Origin of the sequence: Pseudomonas umsongensis (assembly GCF_012647205.1) — a bacterium.
GTDB classification, from domain to species: Bacteria; Pseudomonadota; Gammaproteobacteria; order Pseudomonadales; family Pseudomonadaceae; genus Aquipseudomonas; species Aquipseudomonas umsongensis.
Window position 1 is genome coordinate 2,886,454 of sequence record NZ_CP051487.1, and the last position, 20,126, is coordinate 2,906,579.

Annotated in this window: 17 protein-coding genes and 1 pseudogene; 4 read left to right on the plus strand and 14 right to left on the minus strand. The window is 61.9% G+C overall.

Translation table 11 applies throughout. The features are described from left to right. Nucleotides 1–235: 235 nt before the first annotated feature. Nucleotides 236–1,003 (minus strand): metallophosphoesterase, encoded by a 768-nt coding sequence (locus HGP31_RS13170; RefSeq protein ID WP_168757897.1) that lies wholly within the window; start codon nt 1,001–1,003, stop codon nt 236–238. Between the two features lie 37 nt (nt 1,004–1,040). Then, on the minus strand, nt 1,041–2,186 hold the full coding sequence (gene lldD, locus HGP31_RS13175; protein ID WP_168757898.1) for an FMN-dependent L-lactate dehydrogenase LldD: 1,146 nt from the start codon (nt 2,184–2,186) through the stop codon (nt 1,041–1,043). A 173-nt stretch (nt 2,187–2,359) separates the two neighbouring features. On the opposite strand from lldD, the gene HGP31_RS13180 reads away from it, so the two are divergent. After that, nucleotides 2,360–2,575 (plus strand): hypothetical protein, encoded by a 216-nt coding sequence (locus tag HGP31_RS13180; RefSeq protein ID WP_083348871.1) that lies wholly within the window; start codon nt 2,360–2,362, stop codon nt 2,573–2,575. A gap of 22 nt (nt 2,576–2,597) precedes the next feature. Here the strand turns inward: HGP31_RS13180 and HGP31_RS13185 are convergent, their stop codons facing one another. Continuing rightward, complete coding sequence (locus HGP31_RS13185; RefSeq protein ID WP_020800050.1) at nt 2,598–2,816, minus strand: DUF4287 domain-containing protein; 219 nt, start codon at nt 2,814–2,816, stop codon at nt 2,598–2,600. Between the two features lie 464 nt (nt 2,817–3,280). Here HGP31_RS13185 and HGP31_RS13190 point away from each other — a divergent pair. Further along, nucleotides 3,281–3,490 (plus strand): annotated as a pseudogene (locus HGP31_RS13190) (NUDIX domain-containing protein); the annotation flags it as partial. A 45-nt stretch (nt 3,491–3,535) separates the two neighbouring features. Continuing rightward, complete coding sequence (locus tag HGP31_RS13195; protein ID WP_151142489.1) at nt 3,536–4,057, plus strand: GNAT family N-acetyltransferase; 522 nt, start codon at nt 3,536–3,538, stop codon at nt 4,055–4,057. On the opposite strand, the gene HGP31_RS30490 is transcribed toward HGP31_RS13195, so the two are convergent. The 7 genes from HGP31_RS30490 to HGP31_RS13230 form a co-directional block, all read right to left on the minus strand. Then, nucleotides 4,044–4,541, minus strand: coding sequence for a hypothetical protein (locus tag HGP31_RS30490; protein ID WP_225441922.1), 498 nt, complete (start codon nt 4,539–4,541; stop codon nt 4,044–4,046). The two genes, HGP31_RS13195 and HGP31_RS30490, sit on opposite strands and share 14 nt — an antisense overlap. Nucleotides 4,542–4,571: 30 nt before the next feature. Then, a complete protein-coding gene (locus HGP31_RS13205; protein WP_168757899.1) occupies nt 4,572–5,741 on the minus strand; it encodes a GGDEF domain-containing protein in 1,170 nt (389 codons plus the stop codon). A gap of 96 nt (nt 5,742–5,837) precedes the next feature. Next, the gene (gene otnI, locus HGP31_RS13210; protein WP_033044559.1) at nt 5,838–6,623 is read right to left on the minus strand and encodes a 2-oxo-tetronate isomerase; all 786 of its coding nucleotides are present in this window, start codon (nt 6,621–6,623) and stop codon (nt 5,838–5,840) included. Nucleotides 6,624–7,843: 1,220 nt separating this feature from the next. Further along, nucleotides 7,844–8,482 (minus strand): 3-oxo-tetronate 4-phosphate decarboxylase, encoded by a 639-nt coding sequence (gene otnC / locus HGP31_RS13215; RefSeq protein ID WP_151142485.1) that lies wholly within the window; start codon nt 8,480–8,482, stop codon nt 7,844–7,846. Continuing rightward, nucleotides 8,479–9,771, minus strand: coding sequence for a 3-oxo-tetronate kinase (gene otnK, locus HGP31_RS13220; protein WP_020796426.1), 1,293 nt, complete (start codon nt 9,769–9,771; stop codon nt 8,479–8,481). Before otnK ends, otnC begins: the two co-directional genes overlap by 4 nt. Nucleotides 9,772–9,781: 10 nt before the next feature. Further along, nucleotides 9,782–10,756 (minus strand): D-erythronate dehydrogenase, encoded by a 975-nt coding sequence (gene denD / locus HGP31_RS13225; RefSeq protein WP_168757900.1) that lies wholly within the window; start codon nt 10,754–10,756, stop codon nt 9,782–9,784. A gap of 15 nt (nt 10,757–10,771) precedes the next feature. Next, nucleotides 10,772–12,082 carry an MFS transporter gene (locus tag HGP31_RS13230; protein WP_020796424.1) on the minus strand — a complete coding sequence of 437 codons (1,311 nt, stop codon included), beginning with the start codon at nt 12,080–12,082 and terminating at the stop codon, nt 10,772–10,774. 162 nt (nt 12,083–12,244) lie between these two features. Here HGP31_RS13230 and HGP31_RS13235 point away from each other — a divergent pair, with 162 nt between their 5' ends. Continuing rightward, nucleotides 12,245–13,030: a FadR/GntR family transcriptional regulator gene (locus tag HGP31_RS13235; RefSeq protein ID WP_033043139.1), complete on the plus strand. Its 786-nt coding sequence runs from the start codon at nt 12,245–12,247 to the stop codon at nt 13,028–13,030. Nucleotides 13,031–13,302: 272 nt separating this feature from the next. On the opposite strand, the gene HGP31_RS13240 is transcribed toward HGP31_RS13235, so the two are convergent. The 4 genes from HGP31_RS13240 to HGP31_RS13255 form a co-directional block, all read right to left on the minus strand. Next, complete coding sequence (locus HGP31_RS13240) at nt 13,303–15,429, minus strand: TonB-dependent receptor family protein (protein ID WP_168757901.1); 2,127 nt, start codon at nt 15,427–15,429, stop codon at nt 13,303–13,305. Between the two features lie 313 nt (nt 15,430–15,742). Next, complete coding sequence (locus tag HGP31_RS13245) at nt 15,743–17,296, minus strand: amino acid permease (RefSeq protein WP_168757902.1); 1,554 nt, start codon at nt 17,294–17,296, stop codon at nt 15,743–15,745. A gap of 265 nt (nt 17,297–17,561) precedes the next feature. After that, nucleotides 17,562–18,725: an iron-containing alcohol dehydrogenase gene (locus tag HGP31_RS13250; protein ID WP_168757903.1), complete on the minus strand. Its 1,164-nt coding sequence runs from the start codon at nt 18,723–18,725 to the stop codon at nt 17,562–17,564. A 3-nt stretch (nt 18,726–18,728) separates the two neighbouring features. Beyond that, nucleotides 18,729–20,120: an aldehyde dehydrogenase family protein gene (locus tag HGP31_RS13255; RefSeq protein ID WP_168757904.1), complete on the minus strand. Its 1,392-nt coding sequence runs from the start codon at nt 20,118–20,120 to the stop codon at nt 18,729–18,731. Nucleotides 20,121–20,126 lie beyond the last annotated feature (6 nt).

Sequence of the window (20,126 nt, forward strand, 5' to 3'; positions counted from 1 at the left end):
TGCCGAAGGGGGCGAGTGGGGTGGCCACGATCGATTCTAAATCCAGCATTGCGCGGTGCGATACGCTTTTTGCGCCGAGTCCATGAGCAGGGCCCAAAGGGTTTATGGCACTGTGCCCTTCAGGTATTGGCAATGTAGGGGTAAACATTGCTCGCGACCACTGGACAAGGGTGTAGCAGGGTAATGCTTTGGTATGAGGCGGGCAGGGGCCGCCAGCCGAGCATGGCAACGGGTTTCACAGGTTCAGCTCGATCACATGGGCGGCATTGAATCGAGCATTTTCATTGACGCCCTCTTTGGCATAGCCACGGGCATTGCAGATGACCCGGGTGTCGCCGATCCGGTAATCGAAGCTGCCATGGGTATGGCCATGCAGCCAAAGCGCGGGCTGCCACGCCTCGATCCGCTCCTGCAGGTCTGAGACGAAACTTGCGTTGATCGGCGAATCGGCGAAAGCCGGGCTGATGCTCAACCGGGTCGGCGCGAAATGCGAGATCACTACCGTGGGGATGCCGGGGTCGGCGGCAAAACATTCTTCCAGCCAGGCGACCGTCTGCATGAACAGCATCTGGGAAAGGGCCGGCGTGAACAGGTCTGGGAAGTCAGGCGCAACCTTGATGCGGCTGAAGTCGCGGATCAGCCGGGTGGCCATGTCGATACCCTGCGCCCGATCTTCCGCTCGATCGAAGAGACGGTAGTCTGACCACAGGGTACAGCCCAGGAAGCGTACGCCGTGATGAACGTATGCGGTGCGTTCCAGGACGTGGATCGGAGTGCCTTGCGACAACCTGTGCAACTGCTCGTAGGTAGAGCTCAGGTCACTGCCATAAAATTCGTGATTGCCCGCCACGTACAACACCGGGGCCGGGCTTGACCTGGCCCAGTCGATGGCCGCGGCCGGTCGGGAAATGTCACCGGCCAGGACCACGATATCGGCCTCCACAGCCGGGAATGGCATGGCGTCTACGGACAAGTGGATATCGGAAAGCAAGGCGATGCGCATGGAACGGTTCCTGGCAGGATTGAACGTCGTCGGCTGGTTACTTGAGAGGATGACGCACCAGAATCGATTCGTCGATCCGGTCGATGGCGGTGACGCCTGTCAAGGTCATCGCCACGCGCATTTCCTTGGCGAAAATATCCAGCATGTTTTCCACCCCGCGTTGACCGTCGGCCGCTAACGCATAGGCCATGGAGCGTCCCAGGAGTACCCCCTTTGCTCCCAGGGCCAACATGCGCACCACGTCCAGTCCCGAGCGGATCCCCGAGTCGACCAGCACCTTGAGGTCATCGCCGACCGCTTGCATGATAGGCGGCAAGGCTTGGGCCGTGGAGAGCACACCGTCCAGCTGGCGGCCGCCGTGGTTGGAGACGACAATGCCGTCCGCGCCAAAACTCACCGCATCCCTGGCGTCCTCGGGGTCGAGAATTCCCTTGATGATCATCGGGCCCTTCCAGAAATCGCGAATCCACTCCAGGTCGCTCCAGCTGATCGAGGGATCGAAGTTGTTGGCCAGCCAGCCGATGTAGTCCTCGAGCGTAACCGCCTTGCCCAGATACTTCGAGACATTACCCAGGTCATGCGGGCGGCCCAGCAGGCCGACATTGAAGGCCCAGTCGGGTCGGGTCATGGCCTGCAGCATGCGCCGGGACGATGCGTAGGGACCGGACATGCCCGAGTGGGCATCGCGATAGCGGGCACCGGGCGTGGGCATATCGACCGTAAACACCAGGTTCTGCACGCCGGCAGCCTTGGCGCGCTCCAGCGCATTTCTCATGAAGCCCCGGTCCTTGAGGACATACAACTGAAACCAGATCGGCTGTTGAGTGTTGGCGCAGACTTCTTCGATCGAGCATACCGAGACAGTGGACAGGCACAACGGGATGCCTTTTTTCTCGGCGGCCTTGACCGCCTGCACCTCTCCCCGACGGGCAAACATGCCCGTCAGGCCTACCGGCGCCAACACGATGGGCATCGACAGTGGTTGATCGAACAGGGTGGTTTGCAGGCTCAATGCTTCGACGTTCTTGAGGATACGTTGGCGCAGGCTGACCTGCGTCAGGTCGGCGCTGTTGGCCCTCAGCGTATGCTCGGCATAGGCTCCGCCATCGATGTAGTCGAACAAAAAACGCGGCAGCTTGCGACGCGCTGCCTCGCGATAGTCGGATGCGGACGAAATGATCATAGGGCCGATGCCTCGGGCTGATGAGGGACGGTGACGTCTGTCGAGCGTGAAGGCAGATTAGCCCATGCAATCGCATCCCTGCAGAAAATGCCGTTCAAACCTTTTGTGGCTGCAACATGGACGAAACATAACGCGCCTATGATCCGGCTCAACCAAAACTCAGGGAACGACCCATGAATCGGCCATCAAGAAGCCTGCGCAAACTGCTCGACGCCGTCGCCACCAACAATGAAGGCGCGGCGTTGGATGTGATGCGTGCAGCTGAACAGCTCAAGGACGAAGTGTTGCGCCAACGCTTGCTCAACCTGATTCATCGGCTCAATCAGGACGCCACCGACTTGCGGATTGCGCGGGATGAGATTCAGGGGGGCAGGATCAAGTTGGCGTGAGGGGACAGCCGATCCAGGCCCGTCACTGATTCTTCGCGTTGGCCAGGAAATAGGCGACCAGCGCGTTGGCGTGGCCATGCCCCAAGCCGTGCTCGGTCTTGAGCCAGGCGACCATTTCCATGTGCTTCTTGCTGCTGACGGTCTTGAGCAGATCAAACCAGTGGGTGACCGGGTGCCCGTACTTTTTTTCGATTGAAGGGAAGTACGAGGCGGGTCCTTTCGTTTTTGTCTCTTCAGTCACGTTCAAAACTCCTTTTTTGCCGGGTTATCAGGGGATGTGCCGAGCGCTCTGCAAAGTCGGGGTAATGCTCCCAACGCAGCGCCGGTAACGTTACTTTTTAGCCTGCACTGAAGCTGCCGTCCACTTCTGGCACAAAGTGGGTCCTGCCCTGATAGCCGATGATTGTCTTTCAGGTGTACATATCCATTCCTGCGGTAACGGCCACCTATGGTTTCGCCGTCACGGCGACAAGCCTGTAGGAGCGAGCATGCTCGCGATGGAGGTCAACGATGACGCGGGGAGCCTGACACCCCGCGGTGCTCTCAGGTTTTTCGTCGGAACGCCGCCCGGAGCATGCTCGCTCCTACAGGGCCCGCCGCACTGCGCAGAACCGGAACGAAGCCTCTCGACGGGGTAAGCCGGCTCCTACAAATGCATGTCAAACGCCGTATGATGCTGGCTTCATTGTCGATAAGGACGTCGCCATGTCACCAAACAAGGCTTGCCCCGTCATCCTCTCGAGTACTGCCGGGCCCCGCATCCTTCTGTTTCGCCATCCGCTGGCAGGCGTGCAACTGGTCAAAGGCACCATCGAGTCAGGTGAAACACCCGCCGAAGCCGCGCTTCGTGAGTTGAGCGAGGAGGCAGGAATAGACGATGCCTCGATTGTCAGTGACCTGGGTTGCTGGAACGCCGGACAGACGGTCACGCTCGGGCCTCAAGCACTGGAGAGTTGATGCATGAACGCATTCAGAATTCGCGAGCTGAAAAGTACGGATACGGACGCCTTGCTGGCCTTCGAAATCCACAACCGTGCATGGTTCGAATCGCATATTGATGCGCGCGACCCTTCTTTTTACTCATCGCAAGGCGTCGCCGAACATATCGAAGGCTACTTGTCCGGTTTTGCCATCGGCACCTGGCATCCGTTTGTTATTGAGGACGGCAGCGGAACAATTGTAGGGCGGGCAAACTTGAAAGACATAAACCCATCGACTGGTTGTGCGGAGGTGGGCTATCGGATCGGTCGCGACGCGTGCGGGCAGGGCCTGGCGACACAGGCGCTCAGGCATCTGATCGAGCAAGCGCAGGCGCGTTGGCAACTGACGCAACTGGTGGCTTATGTATTCAAGGAAAATGTGGGCTCAAAAAAAGTACTGTCCCGGTGCGGATTCGTGCTTGAACAACCCCGCAGCAACGAAGAACCGGAAGTCGAATGCCGATTCGTCCGCGCGCTTGTTCCAGACACTAATGCACAGTGATCGCCCAGGTGATGAAACCTGCAATGGCCGTGGTACAGGTCAAGGCGATAAGAAAAAGAACGTCGACCAGTTTTTCCAGGAAATGATTGCGGTTCACGTTGCTGGTACGCAATGCCCAGTAGGACAGCCGCGTGGTAATCAAATGCAGGATGGCGTTCATCGCGAGAAAGTCATCACCCAGGGAGTCTTCACTTCTCAGCGTGGTAACCACCTGGAAAATACCGATCACCGTAATGCATACGCCCACCATGGCCGCCGAAGCAGTAAAGACATGCGCAGATATCGTGCTCGGGTTTTTCGCGAGCGTGCTCGCTCCTACTGGAATCGCGGCAAACGCATTTACAGCGATCTTGCCCGGGCCCCTGTAGGAGCAAGCTTGCTCGCGATGGTCGTCAACGATGACGCAGGAAACCTGATGCCCCGCGGCGCTTGGTCCAATGGCTGGAGGATAAGTTGGATTGGCACGCGAGCCCCGGAGTTTCATACGCGAACCGCGCAATGCAATCCTCAGAAATCAAAGCGGTTCGTTGCTGGCAAAGGTCAGATCGACCAACCGTATGCTGTCGCGTCCGCCACGCTTGGACTGGTAGAGCGCCGCATCGCCTTGCTCGATCAATGCCGCGAGGCTGGCTGGTGGATGGTCGAACAGGTTGGCGCCGATGCTCAGGGTTACCGCTTGCGGTGTGGCGAACGCTTGCGCGGCAGCGTGGTGGAACTGCTCACGCAGCGCGCTGCCCAGCCCGACGATTTGCTCATGCGATGCGTTGCCCAGCAGGATCACGAATTCATCACCGCCCAGCCGCGCCGCCAGTGCGCCTTCAGGCAGGACCGAACGGATCATCTCGCTCAGTGTGACGAGCAGGCGGTCGCCAGCCATATGGCCATAGAGGTCGTTGACCTGTTTGAAATTGTCGATATCGATCAACAGCAAGGCACCGGGTCTTGCCGTGGAGACGTTATCGAGCAGGCGCGCTGCTCGCACTTCTAGGGCGCGGCGGTTGTACAGGGCGGTCAACGGATCACGGGCGGCCAGCCGGGCGATGCGTTTCTCACGCCTGTAGCGTTCGGTACCGGTCATGGACAGGGCGATCAGCATGATCGCCATCGCGCCTTCGACCAGGGAAATCTGAATGATCTCGCCACGAAACGCGGCAAGGTCGATCAGCGTGCCGGGAACGATGGCGGTAATTGACTTGGCAAGATAGAACAACCCATGGGCCAACAGCACATAGCGCAGTTGCACCGCCCCCACGCTCAACGACTTGCCATGGGGACGCAAAAGGAAACTGGCCCTGAGTGTCACCAGGGCGACCAGCAGCGAATTGGCCAGCAGCATGGCCTTCGACCACGACGGCTCGTCCGGCAACAACAGCAAGGCCACCCAGGCGACGAAGATCAGGTACCAGGCACGCGACAGCCGCGTCTGCGTGAAGCGCGCGACGCCCAGCAGAAAACACCAGTGGGCCACCACCAGCAGGCCATTGGCGAACCAGATGCCAGCCAGCAAAAGGCCGGCCCCGCGCAGCAAGGCGAGGGTCGACCCCAGGGTGATGGTGGCGAAACCCGCGCTCCAGAACAGCAGCGAGGGTTCGCGAATGCTCCGCCATTCGATCGCCAGGTACAGCGCGGCGGCGGCTGCGAGGGCGGTCGAAATCGTCAACATCGTGGGAGGGTCGAGCGCCATAACCTGTAGAACCTTTCTGATCTGCGGTGAAAGGCGTGATTGTAAAGGCTGGGGCGGTTTTTCGCAGATTTCAGCGCATTGAAAAGTGAAGCCAGATCAGCGCGCCTGCCAATCGCGCATCCATTGCAACCCCTCGCTGGTGTTGCCGCGCGGCCGGTACTCGCAACCCACCCAACCGTTGTAGCCCAGTTGGTCGATGAGCTCGAACAGGTAGGGATAATTCAACTCGTTGTGCAGGTCCGGTTCGTGACGATCCGGCACTCCCGCGATCTGGATATGGCCGATGCCGGCGAAATCCCGGCGCAGCTTCGTCGCCACGTCCCCCTCTACGATCTGACAATGGTAGATGTCGAACTGGACCTTGAGATTGGCCATGCCGACAGCTTTGCAGACGGCCTGGGCCTGATCCTGCTGGTTGAGGAAAAACCCCGGCATGTCGCGGGTGTTGATCGGCTCCAGCAACACAGTGACGCCGACCTTGGCCGCTTGCGTCGCCGCGTGGCTGAGGTTTTCCAGGTAAGTCGCGTGGTGTCGGGCACGGGCTGCTTCGCTCGCCAGCAGCCCGGCCATGACGTGGATGCGGTCATTGCCCAGGATCGCGGCATATTCCAGGGCCTGGTCGAAACCTTCGCGAAACTCCGCTTCACGGCCAGGCAAGGAGACGACGCCTCTTTCGCCTGCCGCCCAATTGCCGGGCGGGGCGTTGAACAGGGCCTGGACCAGGCCGTTGTCGTCCAGCCGCTGTTTAAGTTGTTGCGCGCTGTAGTCGTAGGGGAACAGGTATTCCACCGCCTGGAATCCATCGGCAGCGGCCGCGGCGAAGCGGTCGAGAAAATCGTGTTCCGGGTAGAGCATGCTGAGGTTGGCAGCGAAACGAGGCATGGTGACTCCTGAAATTAAAATACCAGCGTAGGTTCAGTTAAGCGAAAAAGTCCTTGTAGATGCGTAATGCTGTTCACTTTAAGTTGGGTGCTGCAGGCGCATATTTGGATTGGGTGTATATCCATTGCTGCGGTAACGGCCACCTAGGGTTTCGCCCATGCGGCGAGTCACCTGGAAAACCTGTAGGAGTCAGCGGTGCGGCGATCCGACTTGCCGGCGAAGGCGTCCTGACGGCCAATGCGGATTTTGTTGACTGCGTACATATCCATTCCTGCGGTAACGGCCACCTATGGTTTCGCCCTTACGGCGAGTCACTTGGAAAAACGGAACGCCGCCCGGCCCTAAGTAACCAAGGGCTCTTGCCCCTGACGTTCGGTGCCTCGCTAGGGCTCGGCATGCCCTCGCTCCGGTCCTGCTCCGTGGGTCGCCGCGATGGGCCATCCATGGCCCTGCGCGGCTAAACCGGCATCCATGCCGGTTTACCCACTGCGCAGAACCTCCACTCGGCCTCTCGATGTGGCAAGAAAATCAAAAGCCAAATCAACAGCCAAAGCGAGGCGGCCTGACAGCCGACCTGATCGGGAGCCCTACGCAATTCCCTGTAGGAGCCAGGCTTGCCGGCGAACCAGGCGCTGCGGTGTGCCTGTTGTACCGCGTTATCGTTCTTCGCCGGCAAGCCTGGCTCCTACAGGGGATTTGAGGGGACATCCGGAAAAGATCAGGTCGGCTGTCAGGCCGCCTCGCTTTGGCTTTGGATTTGGGCGCCCCGTTAACCACGATGGCCGAACGCAGGCATTGCGCAGTGGGGAAACCGGCAGGACGCCGGTTTAGCCGCGCTGGGCCATGGATGGCCCATCGCGGCGACCCACGGAGCAATGCCGGAGTGAGGACATGCCGAGCCCTGGCGAGGCACCGAGTGGTGGGGCAAAGCCTTTTGCTTACTTTTTGCTGGGCCGGCACTCCGGCGTTTGGAAAAGTGAGTCGCTGTAAGAGCGAAACCGCCAGCCGCCATCACCGAAGAAACGGATAAGCTCCCAATCCAATCCAATCCAATCCATACATATAACGTCAAGCTTAAGTAAACAGCATTGCTTGTAGGAGCGAGCCTGCTCGCGAAAAGCCTGAGAGCGCTGCAGGGTGTCAGGCTTCCAGCGTTATCGTTGTCGTCCATCGCGAGCAGGCTCGCTCCTACAAATGCATTTAGCGCAAGGCCCGGGGGGTTACCACCGCACGCCAAAAACTTCGCGCAGCTCATCCAGCGCGGCCTGGTCGAGCGGGGCCGGCTTGGGGTTGCTCATCAGCCACAGGCGTGCGGTTTCTTCCAGCTCTTCCAGGGCATAACTGGCCTTCGACACCGAGCTTTCCCACACCACCGGACCCAGGCGTTCGAGCATCACCCCGCGCACGCTGTTGGCCAGTTGCGCCACCCGCTCGGCTACCTTCGGCGAGCCGGGACGTTCATAGCCGATCAACGGGATATGCCCGACCTTCATCACCTGATAGGGCGTCAGCGGCGGCAGGATGTCATCCTGCTGCCAGACCCCGGCCAGCGTCAACGCCACCAAATGCGTGGAATGGGTATGGACCACGCCGCCGACACCCGGGTTGCGATCATAGACCTCACGGTGCAAGCCCAGGGTCTTCGACGGTTTGTCGCCGCTGACCCATTCCCCGGCCAGGTTGACCTTGGAAATGGCGGCCGGGTCCAGACGGCCCAGGCAGGCGTCCGTGGGTGTGATCAACCAGCCATCGTCGAGCCGGGCGCTGATGTTGCCGGCACTGCCTACCGTGTAGCCACGGCTGTACAACTGGCTGCCGACGTCACAGATTTCTTCGCGCAGGGCGTTTTCGTTGCTCATGCTTGAACTCCCGCCAGGTGTTTCAGAGCCTTGGCGAAGAAGTCAGGGCCACCGAAGTTGCCAGACTTGAGTGCCAGGGCCAGTGGTTCGCCGGGCGTGCTGACGCAAGCGGGCACCCCCGGATCAATTTGCGCACCGATCTGCAACAGCTGGATATCCAGGGCTTGCACCACGGCCCCGGAGGTTTCTCCCCCGGCGACCACAAAGCGCCGTATCCCGGCCTGGTGTAGCCCGCTGGCAATCCGGCCCATGGCCTGCTCGACCATATTCCCCGCGCGCTCGGTACCCAGTTCACGTTGTACGGCCTTGACCTCATCCGGGGAGCTGGTGGCGTAGATCAGTACCGTTTCCGCCGTGTCAGCGACGAAGGCCAGTGCCTGTTCGATGACCGGCGCTCCCGCCGCCAAGGCCAAAGGGTCGATCCGAAAGGCTGGGCGACCGGCCTGCAGCCAGCTCGCCACTTGCCCATTGGTGGCTTGCGAAGCGCTGCCCGCGAGCACCACTTCGCCGCCGTCGACTTTTGGTACCAGGGTGGCGTCCAGCTCGCGAAGTTTGCCAGCCCGTCGGAAGTTATCCGGCAAGCCCAGCGCCAGCCCTGAACCACCCGTCAGTAGCGCAAGACCGGCGCAAGCTTCGCCCAGCAGATGCAGGTCGGCATCGGTCACCGCATCTGCGATCGCCATGCGCACACCCTCGGCGCGAAGCTGCGTGATGCGCGTGCGAATGCTCTCCACGCCTTTGGACACCGTGTCATGGCGCAGCAGGCCGACTTTGCCCTGACTCTGCGCTTGCAGCACCCGAACAAGGTTCGCGTCTGTCATCGGTGTCAGCGGGTGATGCTGCATGCCCGACTCGCTGAGCAACTGGTCCTGCACGAACAAATGCCCACGAAAGACCGTGCGCCCGTTCTCCGGGAAGGCGGGGCAGGCCAGGGTGAAATCACTGTCCAGCGCTTCCAGCAAGGCTTCGCTCACCGGGCCGATGTTGCCGTCAGCGGTCGAGTCGAACGTCGAGCAGTACTTGAAGAAAATCTGTTCGCAGCCACGTTCGCGCAGCCAGCGCAGCGCTTCGAGCGACGCCTCAACGGCGTCGGCGGCCGGCACGGTGCGAGACTTCAGGGCGATGACGATCGCATCGGCGTCGAGGTGTTCGGCAACCTCGGCGCCGGGTATGCCGATGCTTTGCACGGTGCGCATGCCGCCGCGCACCAGCATGTTGGCAAGGTCCGTGGCACCGGTGAAATCGTCAGCGATGCAGCCCAGCAGAGGGCGGGCAGGGGCATTCAACATGTCGGGTTCCTCATCCGGGCAGATAATCAGTCATGTACTGCTTGATCACAGCGCGGAAATCTTCATCTGCGGTGAAGCCCAGGTCCCGGGAATAGGTGGCACAAAAGGACCCCGGCCACGAACCGACGATGCGCTCGATCGCCGGATTGCGCTCCAGGCTGATCCGCGCGGCCACTTCCGTACCAGCGACCTCGCGCAGGGCATCGATCATCTGTTCGACGGTAATCGACAGGCCCGGCATGTTGATCACCCGACCCTCGGTCATCTGCTCGCCGGCCAGCTCATGACCATGGATCAGGTTGGCGATCGCCTGCGCTGGCGACATCAGCCAGAGCCGCGTATCGAGGGGCACCGGACACACGCTGGGCTGGCCGTTGAGCGGTTCGCGGATGATCCCGCTGGCGAAGCTGGAAGCGGCCAGGTTGGGTTTGCCCGGGCGCACCACGATGGTCGGCATGCGCAGGCTGCGGCCATCGACAAAACCGCGTCGGCTGTAGTCGGCGAGTAGCAGGTCGTTCATGGCTTTTTGCGTGCCATAGGAACTCTGCGGTGCCCACACCTGATCATCGCGCACGCGTTCCGGCAGTTGCCCGCCGAATACCGCGACGGAGCTGGTCATCACCCATTTTGGGCAGGTACCGAGCAAGCGAATGCGTTCGAGCATGTTCTGGGTCGCGGTGAAGTTGATGCGCATGCCCAGTTCGAAGTCGGCCTCCGCCTGGCTGGAAACCACCGCAGCCAAATGGAAGATGCTGTCGGTGCTGGCGTCGATCAGGCTGTCCAGCACTTCAGGGTTGGCGATATCGCCACACACCACCGTTACCCGCGGATCATCGATGCCCTCGAGCGCGACCCTGTCGAAGGCGACGATTTGCCCGATGGGCTGGGGCTGGCCTGCACGGTCGGTCAGCGAGCCGCGCAGCAGCAGGGCTTCGATCAGACGGCGGCCAAGGAAGCCGGCTGCACCGGTCACGAGAATTTTCATGAGTTACTCCAAACGTCAACGGTTGACGAGTTTTCCGGGAATTCGGAAGACCAGCAGGGCGCCGAGGAACAACGCGCTTGCCATCACATACATGCCGATCGTGGTGCTGTGGGTCGTGTCCTTGAGGAAGCCCATCAGGTACGGCGAGACGAAACCCGCGAGGTTGCCCCAGGAGTTGATCAGGGCAATGCCGGCGGCCGCGGCGGTGCCACCGAGGAAGGCGGTAGGCAGGCTCCAGAACAGCGGCAGGGTGCTCATGGCCCCCATGGAACCCAGGGTCAGGCCGATCATCGAAATCGTGAAGTTGTCGCTCCAGGTGGCGGAGATGAACAGGCCGATACCGCCCAGCACCGCGGTCAGCGCCAGGTGCCAGCGACGCTCGCGCAACCGGTCGGCGCTACGCGACACCAGGATCATGGTCATTGCGGCGGCGGCATAAGGAATGGCGGTGAGCATGCCGACCTGCAAGACATCGCTGACACCGGCCTGGCGGATCAGCGTCGGCAACCAGAAGCCCACGGTATAGAAGCCGGCGATCATGCAGAAATAGATCGCCGTCAGCAGCCAGATGCGCGGCTGCAGGAACACCTCTTTGAGGCTGTGGGTTTGATGGCCTGCAGTTTCGGCGTCGATGCGGGTTTGCAGCAGGGTTTTCTCTTCCCGGGTGAGCCAGCCGGCACTGGAGATGCGGTCGCTGAGGCAGAAGATCACCAGGATACCGACGGCGATCGAAGGCAACCCTTCGAGAAAGAACAGCCATTGCCAGCCAGCAAACCCGTGGTCACCGTTGAAGGCGCTCATGATCCAGCCGGACAGGGGCGCACCGATCAGTCCCGAGAGCGGCACTGCCGTGGCGAACAGGGCGTACATCTTGCCGCGGCGATGGGTCGGGAACCAGTAGGACAGGTAGAGGATGACACCCGGGTAGAACCCGGCCTCGGCGATGCCCAGCAGGAAGCGCATGATGTAGAAGGACATCGGCGTACTGACCAGGGCCATGGCCGAGGAGATGATGCCCCAGGTGATCATGATGCGTGCGATCCACAACCGCGCACCGACGCGATGCAGGATCAGGTTGCTGGGAATTTCCACGAGGAAGTAGGCAATGAAGAAGATCCCTGCGCCGAGACCGTAGACGGCTTCGGAAAACTGCAGATCGTCGGACATCTGCAGTTTGGCGAAACCCACGTTCACCCGATCCAGATAGGCGACGAGGTAGCACAGCAGTAACAGCGGCAGGATACGCCACGCGGCTTTGCGATACGCAAGGTCCTCGAAGCGATCGGCGGGCGCGATGGCACCGGTTTGAATCACTGATTCAGTCATGTGTTTCCCCCATCCTTATTTTTGTAGTGGGTGACGTTGTTTTTGTCGGATTTACATGAGCAGCGGTTTTTTATCATAATACGTCATACGAATTCAAGGCGTAGAATCCAAAGAGGACGACGGGTCTAAAATGCAGTACCGTTCACCGATTTGAGCCCAGAGATGCCTATGCCCACTCCTGACAAATCCCCCTGTTCCGCCGAGGCACTGGCCGTTCTGAAGGACTCCGCCAAGGGCACGCTGTCCGATCAGGTGACGGCGGCCCTGAAGGCCTATATCGCCAACGGCGAAGTACTGCCGGGTGCTCGCCTGCCCACTGAGCCCGTGCTCTCGGAGCGTTTCGGGGTGAGCAGGACGGTCATCCGCGAGGCGATCTCGCGCCTGAAGTCAGCCGGCCTGGTCGAGGTCCGCCAAGGCAGCGGCACCGTCGTCAGCGAAGGTGCGCACATCAAGGCGTTCACCATCGACCTGGACGTCAGCGGCTCGATCGAGGCGGTATTGCGGGTCACCGAACTGCGTCGCGGTATAGAAGGGGAGGCTGCGGCACTGGCGGCACAGCGGCATTCGCCGGCGCAACTGGAGGCCATCCACCAGGCGCTCAAGGCCATCGATGCCGCCGAGCAGGCGGGGCGCGATGGCGTCGAGGAAGACCTGGCGTTCCATCACTCCATTTCCAGGGCAACGGGCAATCCGCTGTACCCGTCACTGCACGAGTTCATCGCGCAGTACATCAAGGAAGCGATCCGCATCACCCGCTCCAATGAAGAGCGTCGCCACGACCTGGCCAGGACGGTGCATGTCGAACACTCCGCCGTGTACGAGGCCATCGCCGCACGAGACCCCGAAGGCGCGCGCCATGCCGCGCTCAACCACATCAACAATGCGGTCGAGCGGCTCAAGAGTGCCGATCCCGCGTTCTGGCAGAATCCGGGGGCGAGAACCTCTTAGCCTGATCTGTAACGGCCCGGATTACCGGCGAAGGCTGCGTAGAATGTTGCGCTGACCTTTCGGCCCTCTTCGCCGGCAAGCCTGGCTCCTTCGGTATTTTGTTTGCACCGGGCGAGGCGTCGTGATCACCACTGGCCTGTAGGAGCCCGGCTTGCCGGCGAAGGCGACCTCGAATATTGCATTTACCTGTCTGGCCTCATCGCTGGCAAGCCAGCTCCTACAAAATCTGCTCAGGGCGTTGACTCATGGGTGCCGGATTTCCTGCCTATGTCTTACAGCAGGCTCCACGACACCCCGACATACACCCCCATACCTTCACCCGGCGTCGACCGCGCCGCGTCCAGCCCTTTGTCGTCGTAGCCCGGCGTGACGGTAGCGGCGTAGTGCTTGTCGGTCAGGTTGCGCATGTCCACCCAGGTCTGCCAGTCACCCTTGGGCGCGTTGTAGCCCAGGGTCGCGCCGAACAGTGCGTAGGGATCGGCGTAGTAGCTGTTGGCGTAGTCGACCGCCACCTTGGACATCCATTGCGTGTTGAGCGCGGCGAAGAATCCCTGGGGCCAGTCGTAGCGCAGTTCGCCCTGGTAGTAGTGCATCGGTAGGCCCGGCAGGCGGTTGTCGCCGAAGCGCTCGTCGTCCTGGTAATGGAAGTCACTGAAGGTGTAGCTCTGGCGCAGGCTCAGTTGACCGCCATCGTTACCCGACCACAGGTTGCTCGACAGGCTGGCTTCCACGCCTTGGTGGACGGTGGGGCTGGCATTGAGTTCGTAGGGCGTGGTGGCGTTGGCATCCGGTAACACCGAGAGCAATTCGTGGCGTACCTGGGCGTAGTACCAGGCCAGGCTCCATTGGCCCATCGCGCTGTCGCCGCGCCCGCCCAGTTCCAGGGTGGTCGCGGTCTGGTTTTGCAGCTCGATTGGGTCGCGCTGGGTGCCGGTAGCGGGGCCGCTGCCTGCCGGGAAGCGGATGTTGGAGCTGTAGATCAGCGACCAGGGGTGCGGCGCCTCGACCGAGCGACTGAGGTTGCCGAACAGTTGCAGGTCGGGTGTGAGTTGGTAGCGCAGCCCCAGGCGCGGGGCATAGTCCCAGTCGCCCTGACTGGTCTTGCCACCGCCTTGCGGGTAAGTCACCGCGCTTTCCCGGCGGGTGTAGATGGCTGCCAGGCCCGTGGTCAGCCATAGGTCGTCTGCAATCTCCAGGTCATTGCCCGCATGCAGGACGCTGTCCGAACCCTGGTAGGTGAAGTTGCGCATGGGCGTGCCTGGCGCATAACCGGCCGTGTTGCCGGTGGGGATGCGCACCTGCTCGCTGGCGCCGGCGTTGGGCAGGTGCTTGGTCACGCGCAGGCCCAGCGTGCTCTGGCTTTGCAGGCCCCAGAGGGTGTCGCGACGCTTGTAGTCGAGGGTGCCGCTGACATCCGTGTACGCCACCTTCAGGCGGTTGGGGCCTTCGCGCAAGTCCATGGGGTAGTCATGGTAGGCAAGGCCGGCCTGGATGCTCGAATCGTCATCGATGAACCAGGTGGTCTTGTTGCCGATAAAGGTGCTGCCCGGCTGTTCGCGGCGATCGTCGCGCGCCACGTAGGCAGGGTTGGCCGCGCGCGGGTCGTGCTCGATGGAGTGTTTGGTGACCCGGCCGGCGAGGTCGTTGTCGGTCTGGCGGTAGCGCAGGTAGACGCGCGTTTCCAGGTTCGGGTTGAAGCGATAGCCGAAGTTGGCGATGACGCCCTGGCTCTCGCTGGCGGTGTGATCCTGATAGCCGTCCGCGCGGGCGTCGGTCAGGGCCAGGTAGTAGTCGAAGTCCCCCAGCACCTTCCCGGAGCTGACCTGGCGCTGCTGATAACCGTGGCTGCCCGTGGCATAGCGTACCTGCAACCGTGGTGCGTTGTAGCCGGTATGGCTGACGTAATCGATGGCCCCGCCCAAGGCCAGGGCACCGCGGTCGAAACCGTTGGCGCCGCGCAGCACCTCCACATGGTCAAGCCATAGCGGCTCCAGCAGCTCATAGGGCGTGCCGCCGGGACCGGTCAGCGGCAGGCCGTCGAGCATGGCGTACAGGCCCGAGGCATGGGCGCCCGGCGCACGGTTGATGCCCGACCCGCGGATCGAGATCTTCACGCCTTCATTGCCTGCCGACTGGGCATAGATGCCTGGCTGATAAGCCAGTACATCCTGATTGCTCGCTACCCGGCCCTGCAGGGGGCGGCGCATGTCGACCACGTTGGTGCCGCCGGGTACTTGGTCGAGCCGCGCCTTGGCGTCCTCGATCCCCTGGTCCTCGTCACTCGGGTTGTCGGCCCCGATCAGCACTTGCCCCAACTCCAGGCCCTGGCCCTGGGCGATCGCCGGACAAACAAGGGCCAGGCCCAGCAACGCGGCGGACAGGGATTGGGGCGAGGGCATTGAGAAAACTCCAGACAGGGGGATACGGGCAGTGAAGTCTGCGACGTATGAAAGAACGAACGGAGCACATGATGATTTTGCTGTTGCGCCAGGAACAGGCTTATCGGCAGGGGCGAGCCTGGCGTGAAATGGTGACCGTCCATGTCGTCGCGCTGCGGGAGGGCGCCTACTGTCGAACAGGCGCAAGGTTCACTGTAGGAGCGAGCATGCTCGCGATGGTCGTGAACGATAACACGTTGAACCAGATGCCCCGCGGCGCCCTCTGGTTTTTCGCGAGCATGCTCGCTCCTACAGGTAGGCAGTCGCGGTTGTTTCAGCGTTTGTTCAACGCTGCTTCCGCCGCCGCGATTTCAGCCTGGCGCTTGAGGATCACGTCGCCCACCGGCGGTCCCTGGAAGCGTCGCGCTTCGAAACCGAACCAGACGATGGCCGTCAACACCAGGAAGCCGATGGTGATGTACAACGCCCAGTCGTTCGGTGGCTGGATGCCGATGACGAAAATGATCACCATCGACACGACCGAGAGCAGGGCGAACACCGTGTACCAGAAGCGCCCCATGTTCCACGGCCCCATGGTCGGCCATTTTGCGCTCCCGTAGGCAAACAGGCCCAGTACGATGGGAATGATGAAGGAGAAGAACAGGAAGATCACCGTGCAGGAGACCACGATGGTGTACACCGGCGTTTCTCCGATCGATATCACCGACGATCCCCAGACGAACAGCACCGCCAGTGTGGCACCGGTCCAAATGGCTGCCACCGGGCTGCGAAAGGTTGGCGAAACCGAGGCCAGGGCTTTGGAGCAAGGCAGGCCGCCGTCGCGGGAAAACGCGAAGATCATGCGTGAAACCGAGGTCACGGTCGCCAGGCCACAGAGCACCTGCGAGATGAAAATCGCCACGTACAAGCCGTCCTTGAGCAGCGGGTTAACTTGGGTATTCATGGCCCAGAAGAACACGCTCCAGCCTTGCTTGGCCGCTTCGTCCATGCTCGGCAACATCAGCACGAATGCGCTGAGCATCACCCAGCCGAACAGCAGCGACCAGACCACCGACATGACCATTCCCCGCGGCACCGACATGGCCGCATTGCGGGTCTCCTCCGAGGTGTGGGCAGAGGCGTCGTAGCCAGTGATGGTGTAGATCGGCAGCAGCAGGCCGAGCATGAAGACCCAGCTGTTGGAGACTTCCGGCCAGACACCGCCACCCGCCGCGCCAGAGTAGTTGCCGAAGGTCACCAGCCGGGAGAACTCGTAGCTGGGGGCTGATATCAAGCAGACGATGGTCAGCGCCAGTGCGGTGGCGAAGATCAGGTAGCCGGAGAAATCGGTGAGCCTGGCGGTCAGGCCGATCCCCAGGTGATTGCACAGGGCCTGGAGACCCGTGAGGATCGCCAGGAAAATCACCCGGGTCGTGGTGGTGTCTTCCATGCCCAGCGTGGGGCCAAAGGCGCCGAAAAAGAAGTAATAGGTGCCGACGTTGATCGCCCCGAGCACCGTGACCAGCCCCAGCAGGTTGAACCAGGCCGTGAGCCAGCCGGTAAAACGGTTGCCGAGGATCGAGCCCCAGTGATACAGGCCGCCTGCGGTGGGGTAGGCCGAGGAAATCTGCGCCATGGCCAGGGCGAACACGCCGGAAATCAGGCAACCAATCGGCCAGCCGATACCGATCGACGCACCGCCGGCGCCCGAGGTGCCCTGGGCCAGTGAGTTGATGCCACCGGAAAGGATGCAGATGATCGAAAAGGAAATCGCAAAGTTGGAGAAAACCCCCATTCTTCGCGACAACTGCTGGGCGTAGCCCATGCTGTGCAGGACCTTGACGTCATCGTCGTGCGCGTCGGTGCCGGGCTGGCTTGCTGGGTTCATTGTCGTGTGCCCCTTCAGGTTTTGATACGCAGCCATCCGGCGCTCCGGATGGATTGGCTTTCAACCCCTTGTCGTACTGCTCCTGTTTCCTATCGGTGAAACCTGCCAGCTTTTGTGTAGGAGCGAGCCTGCTCGCGATGGAGGTTAACGATTACTCGGGGCGTCAGGTTCCCCGCGTTATCGTTGAGGTTCATCGCGAGCAGGCTCGCTCCCACAGTCAGGTTCCCCGCGTAATCGTTGGCGTCCATCGCGAGCGTGCTCGCTCCTACAGAAGGCGGCCGTGGAGGGCCGTCTGGAAAATTTCCGCTACACCGGCCCGGGTCAAGGGCAGCGGGTTGCCGCCGGCCGACGGGTCGACCACCGCCATGTCGGCGATCAGGTCGGCTTGCTGGTCATCCACCCCCAGCTCGAACAGCGTATGCGGCACGGCGATGTCCTTGCGCAATTTGAGGACGAAGGCCAGGAAGCTGTCGAAGCCCGGGGAGGGCAGGTGCAGGTACGCCGCCAGGCGTGTGATGCGTTCCTCGATGGCCGGACGATTGAACTTCAGCACGTAGGGCATCAGTGTGGCGTTGGTCATGCCGTGGTGGGTGTCGTACAGCGCGCCGATCGGATGCGCGAGGGCGTGCATCCCGCCCAGGCCTTTCTGGAATGCAGTGGCGCCCATCGCCGCCGCCGCCAGCATTTGCCCGCGTGCATCGAGGTCCGAAGGGGTGTGGACGGCACGCACCAGGGCATTGCTCACCAGGCGCATGCCTTCGACCGCAATGCCATCGGCCATGGGGTGGAAACCAGGGGCGCAGTAGGACTCCAGGCAGTGCGCCAAGGCGTCCATGCCCGTGCCGGCAGTGACTTTGGCCGGCATGCCGACGGTCAGGGCGGGATCGCTGATGACCACGCGCGGCATCATTTTCGGGTGGAAGATGATGCGCTTGGTGTGGGTGCGATCGTCGATGATCACCGCGGCGCGACCCACTTCCGAGCCCGTACCTGCAGTGGTCGGCACCGCGATGACCGGGGCAATGCGGCTTTCATCGGCGCGGGTCCAGTAGTCGCCGATGTCTTCGAAATCCCAGACCGGGCGGGTCTGGCCACTCATGAAGGCGATGAGCTTGCCCATGTCCAGGCCGCTGCCTCCGCCAAAGGCCACCACGCCATCGTGGTTGCCCGCGCGCCAGGCGTCGAGCCCGCCTGCCAGGTTGGCTTCGACCGGGTTGGGCTTGAGGTCGCAGAACAGCGCGGCGCCCAGCCCTGCATCGCGCAAGGCGTCCAGCGCAGCCGTGGTGATCGACGCACGCCCCAGGCCGCTGTCGGTGACCAGCAGCGGGCGTTGAATACCCTGGCTGCGACAGACCTCGGCCAGTTCCGCGATGCGGCCGACACCGAAGCGGATGCTCGTGGGGTAGTTCCAGTTTCCAGTCAGGCTCATGGCTCAGATCTCGTGGCGCAGATGGAAGGATTTGGCACGGGTCAGGTGTTCGTATCCCAAGCGGGAAAGGGTCACGCCGCGGCCACTGTTCTTGACCCCGGTCCAGGCCAGGGCCGGGTCCAGGTAGTCGCAGCGATTCATGAACAGGGTGCCGGTTTCGATCTGCTCGCCCAAGCGTTCGGCGGCGGCCAGGTCCCGGGTCCAGATGGACGCGCTGAGCCCGAACTCACTGTCGTTCATCAAGGCGACGGCCTCGTCGTCGCCGGCAACCGGCATGATGCCGACCACTGGCCCGAAGCTTTCATCGCGCATCACCGACATCTGATGGTTCACATCCACCAGCACTTGTGGAGCCAGATAGGCGCTGCCGGGCACATCGGAGGCGAAGGCTAACGCGTCGATCAGCGCCCTGGCGCCCTCACTCAATGCCTCGGCGATCTGCCCGCGCACGAAATCGGCCGCTTGTGGATTCACCATCGGTCCGAGGGTGGTGGCGGGGTCCAATGGATTGCCCAGCACGTACTGGCGGGTCAATTCGGCGAAACGCTGGATGAAGGCCGGATAGATTGCCTGATCGACATAGATGCGCTCCACGGCGCAACAACTTTGTCCCGAGTTGAAGAAGCTGCCGTCCACCAGGTTTTCCACCGCGTGTTCGAGGTCGGCATCGGCCCGAACGTAGGCAGGGTCCTTGCCGCCGAGCTCCAGGCCTGTGCCGATGAAGCCTGTGAGTGTCGCCAGCTGGACGATCTTGCCGGCCTCCACCGAGCCGGTGAAATTCACCTGCTGTATGTCGCCGGAGACGATGGCCAGCGCAGTCGAGGCGTGGTCAAGCACCAGGTTCTGGAACAACCCTTCAGGCAGATGCGCCCGACGAAAAGCTTCGGCGAAACGCTCACCCACCAGCAGGGTTTGCGAAGCGTGTTTGAGGATGACGCTGTTGCCAGCCATCAGCGCCGGAATGACCGAGTTGACTGCCGTCAAATAAGGGTAATTCCACGGGGCGATCACCAGCACCGTGCCCAGCGGTTCGCGCTTGATATAGCGCTTGAAACCCGCGACAGGCCCGGGCTCCACCGCTGCCAGAGCTTCAGGCGCAATGGCGATCATGTGCCGCGCACGTTCTTCGAAACCACGCAGTTCGCCGGCGCCGAAGCGCACCGGTCGACCCATCTGCCAGGCCAGTTCCGGGACGATGTCATCCTTCATGGCCAGCATTGCGTCCACCGCTGCGCTGCAAATGGCCGCACGTTCGTTCAGCGGCCGGCGTTTCCACTGCGCCTGGGTATCGGCCGCCGCCGCCAGTGCCCGATAGAGCTGGCCGGTATCGGCGCAGGGACGTTCAGCATAAACCCGGCCATCGACCGGGGAGATGAGTTGAATCGTCTTGGTCATGGCAAT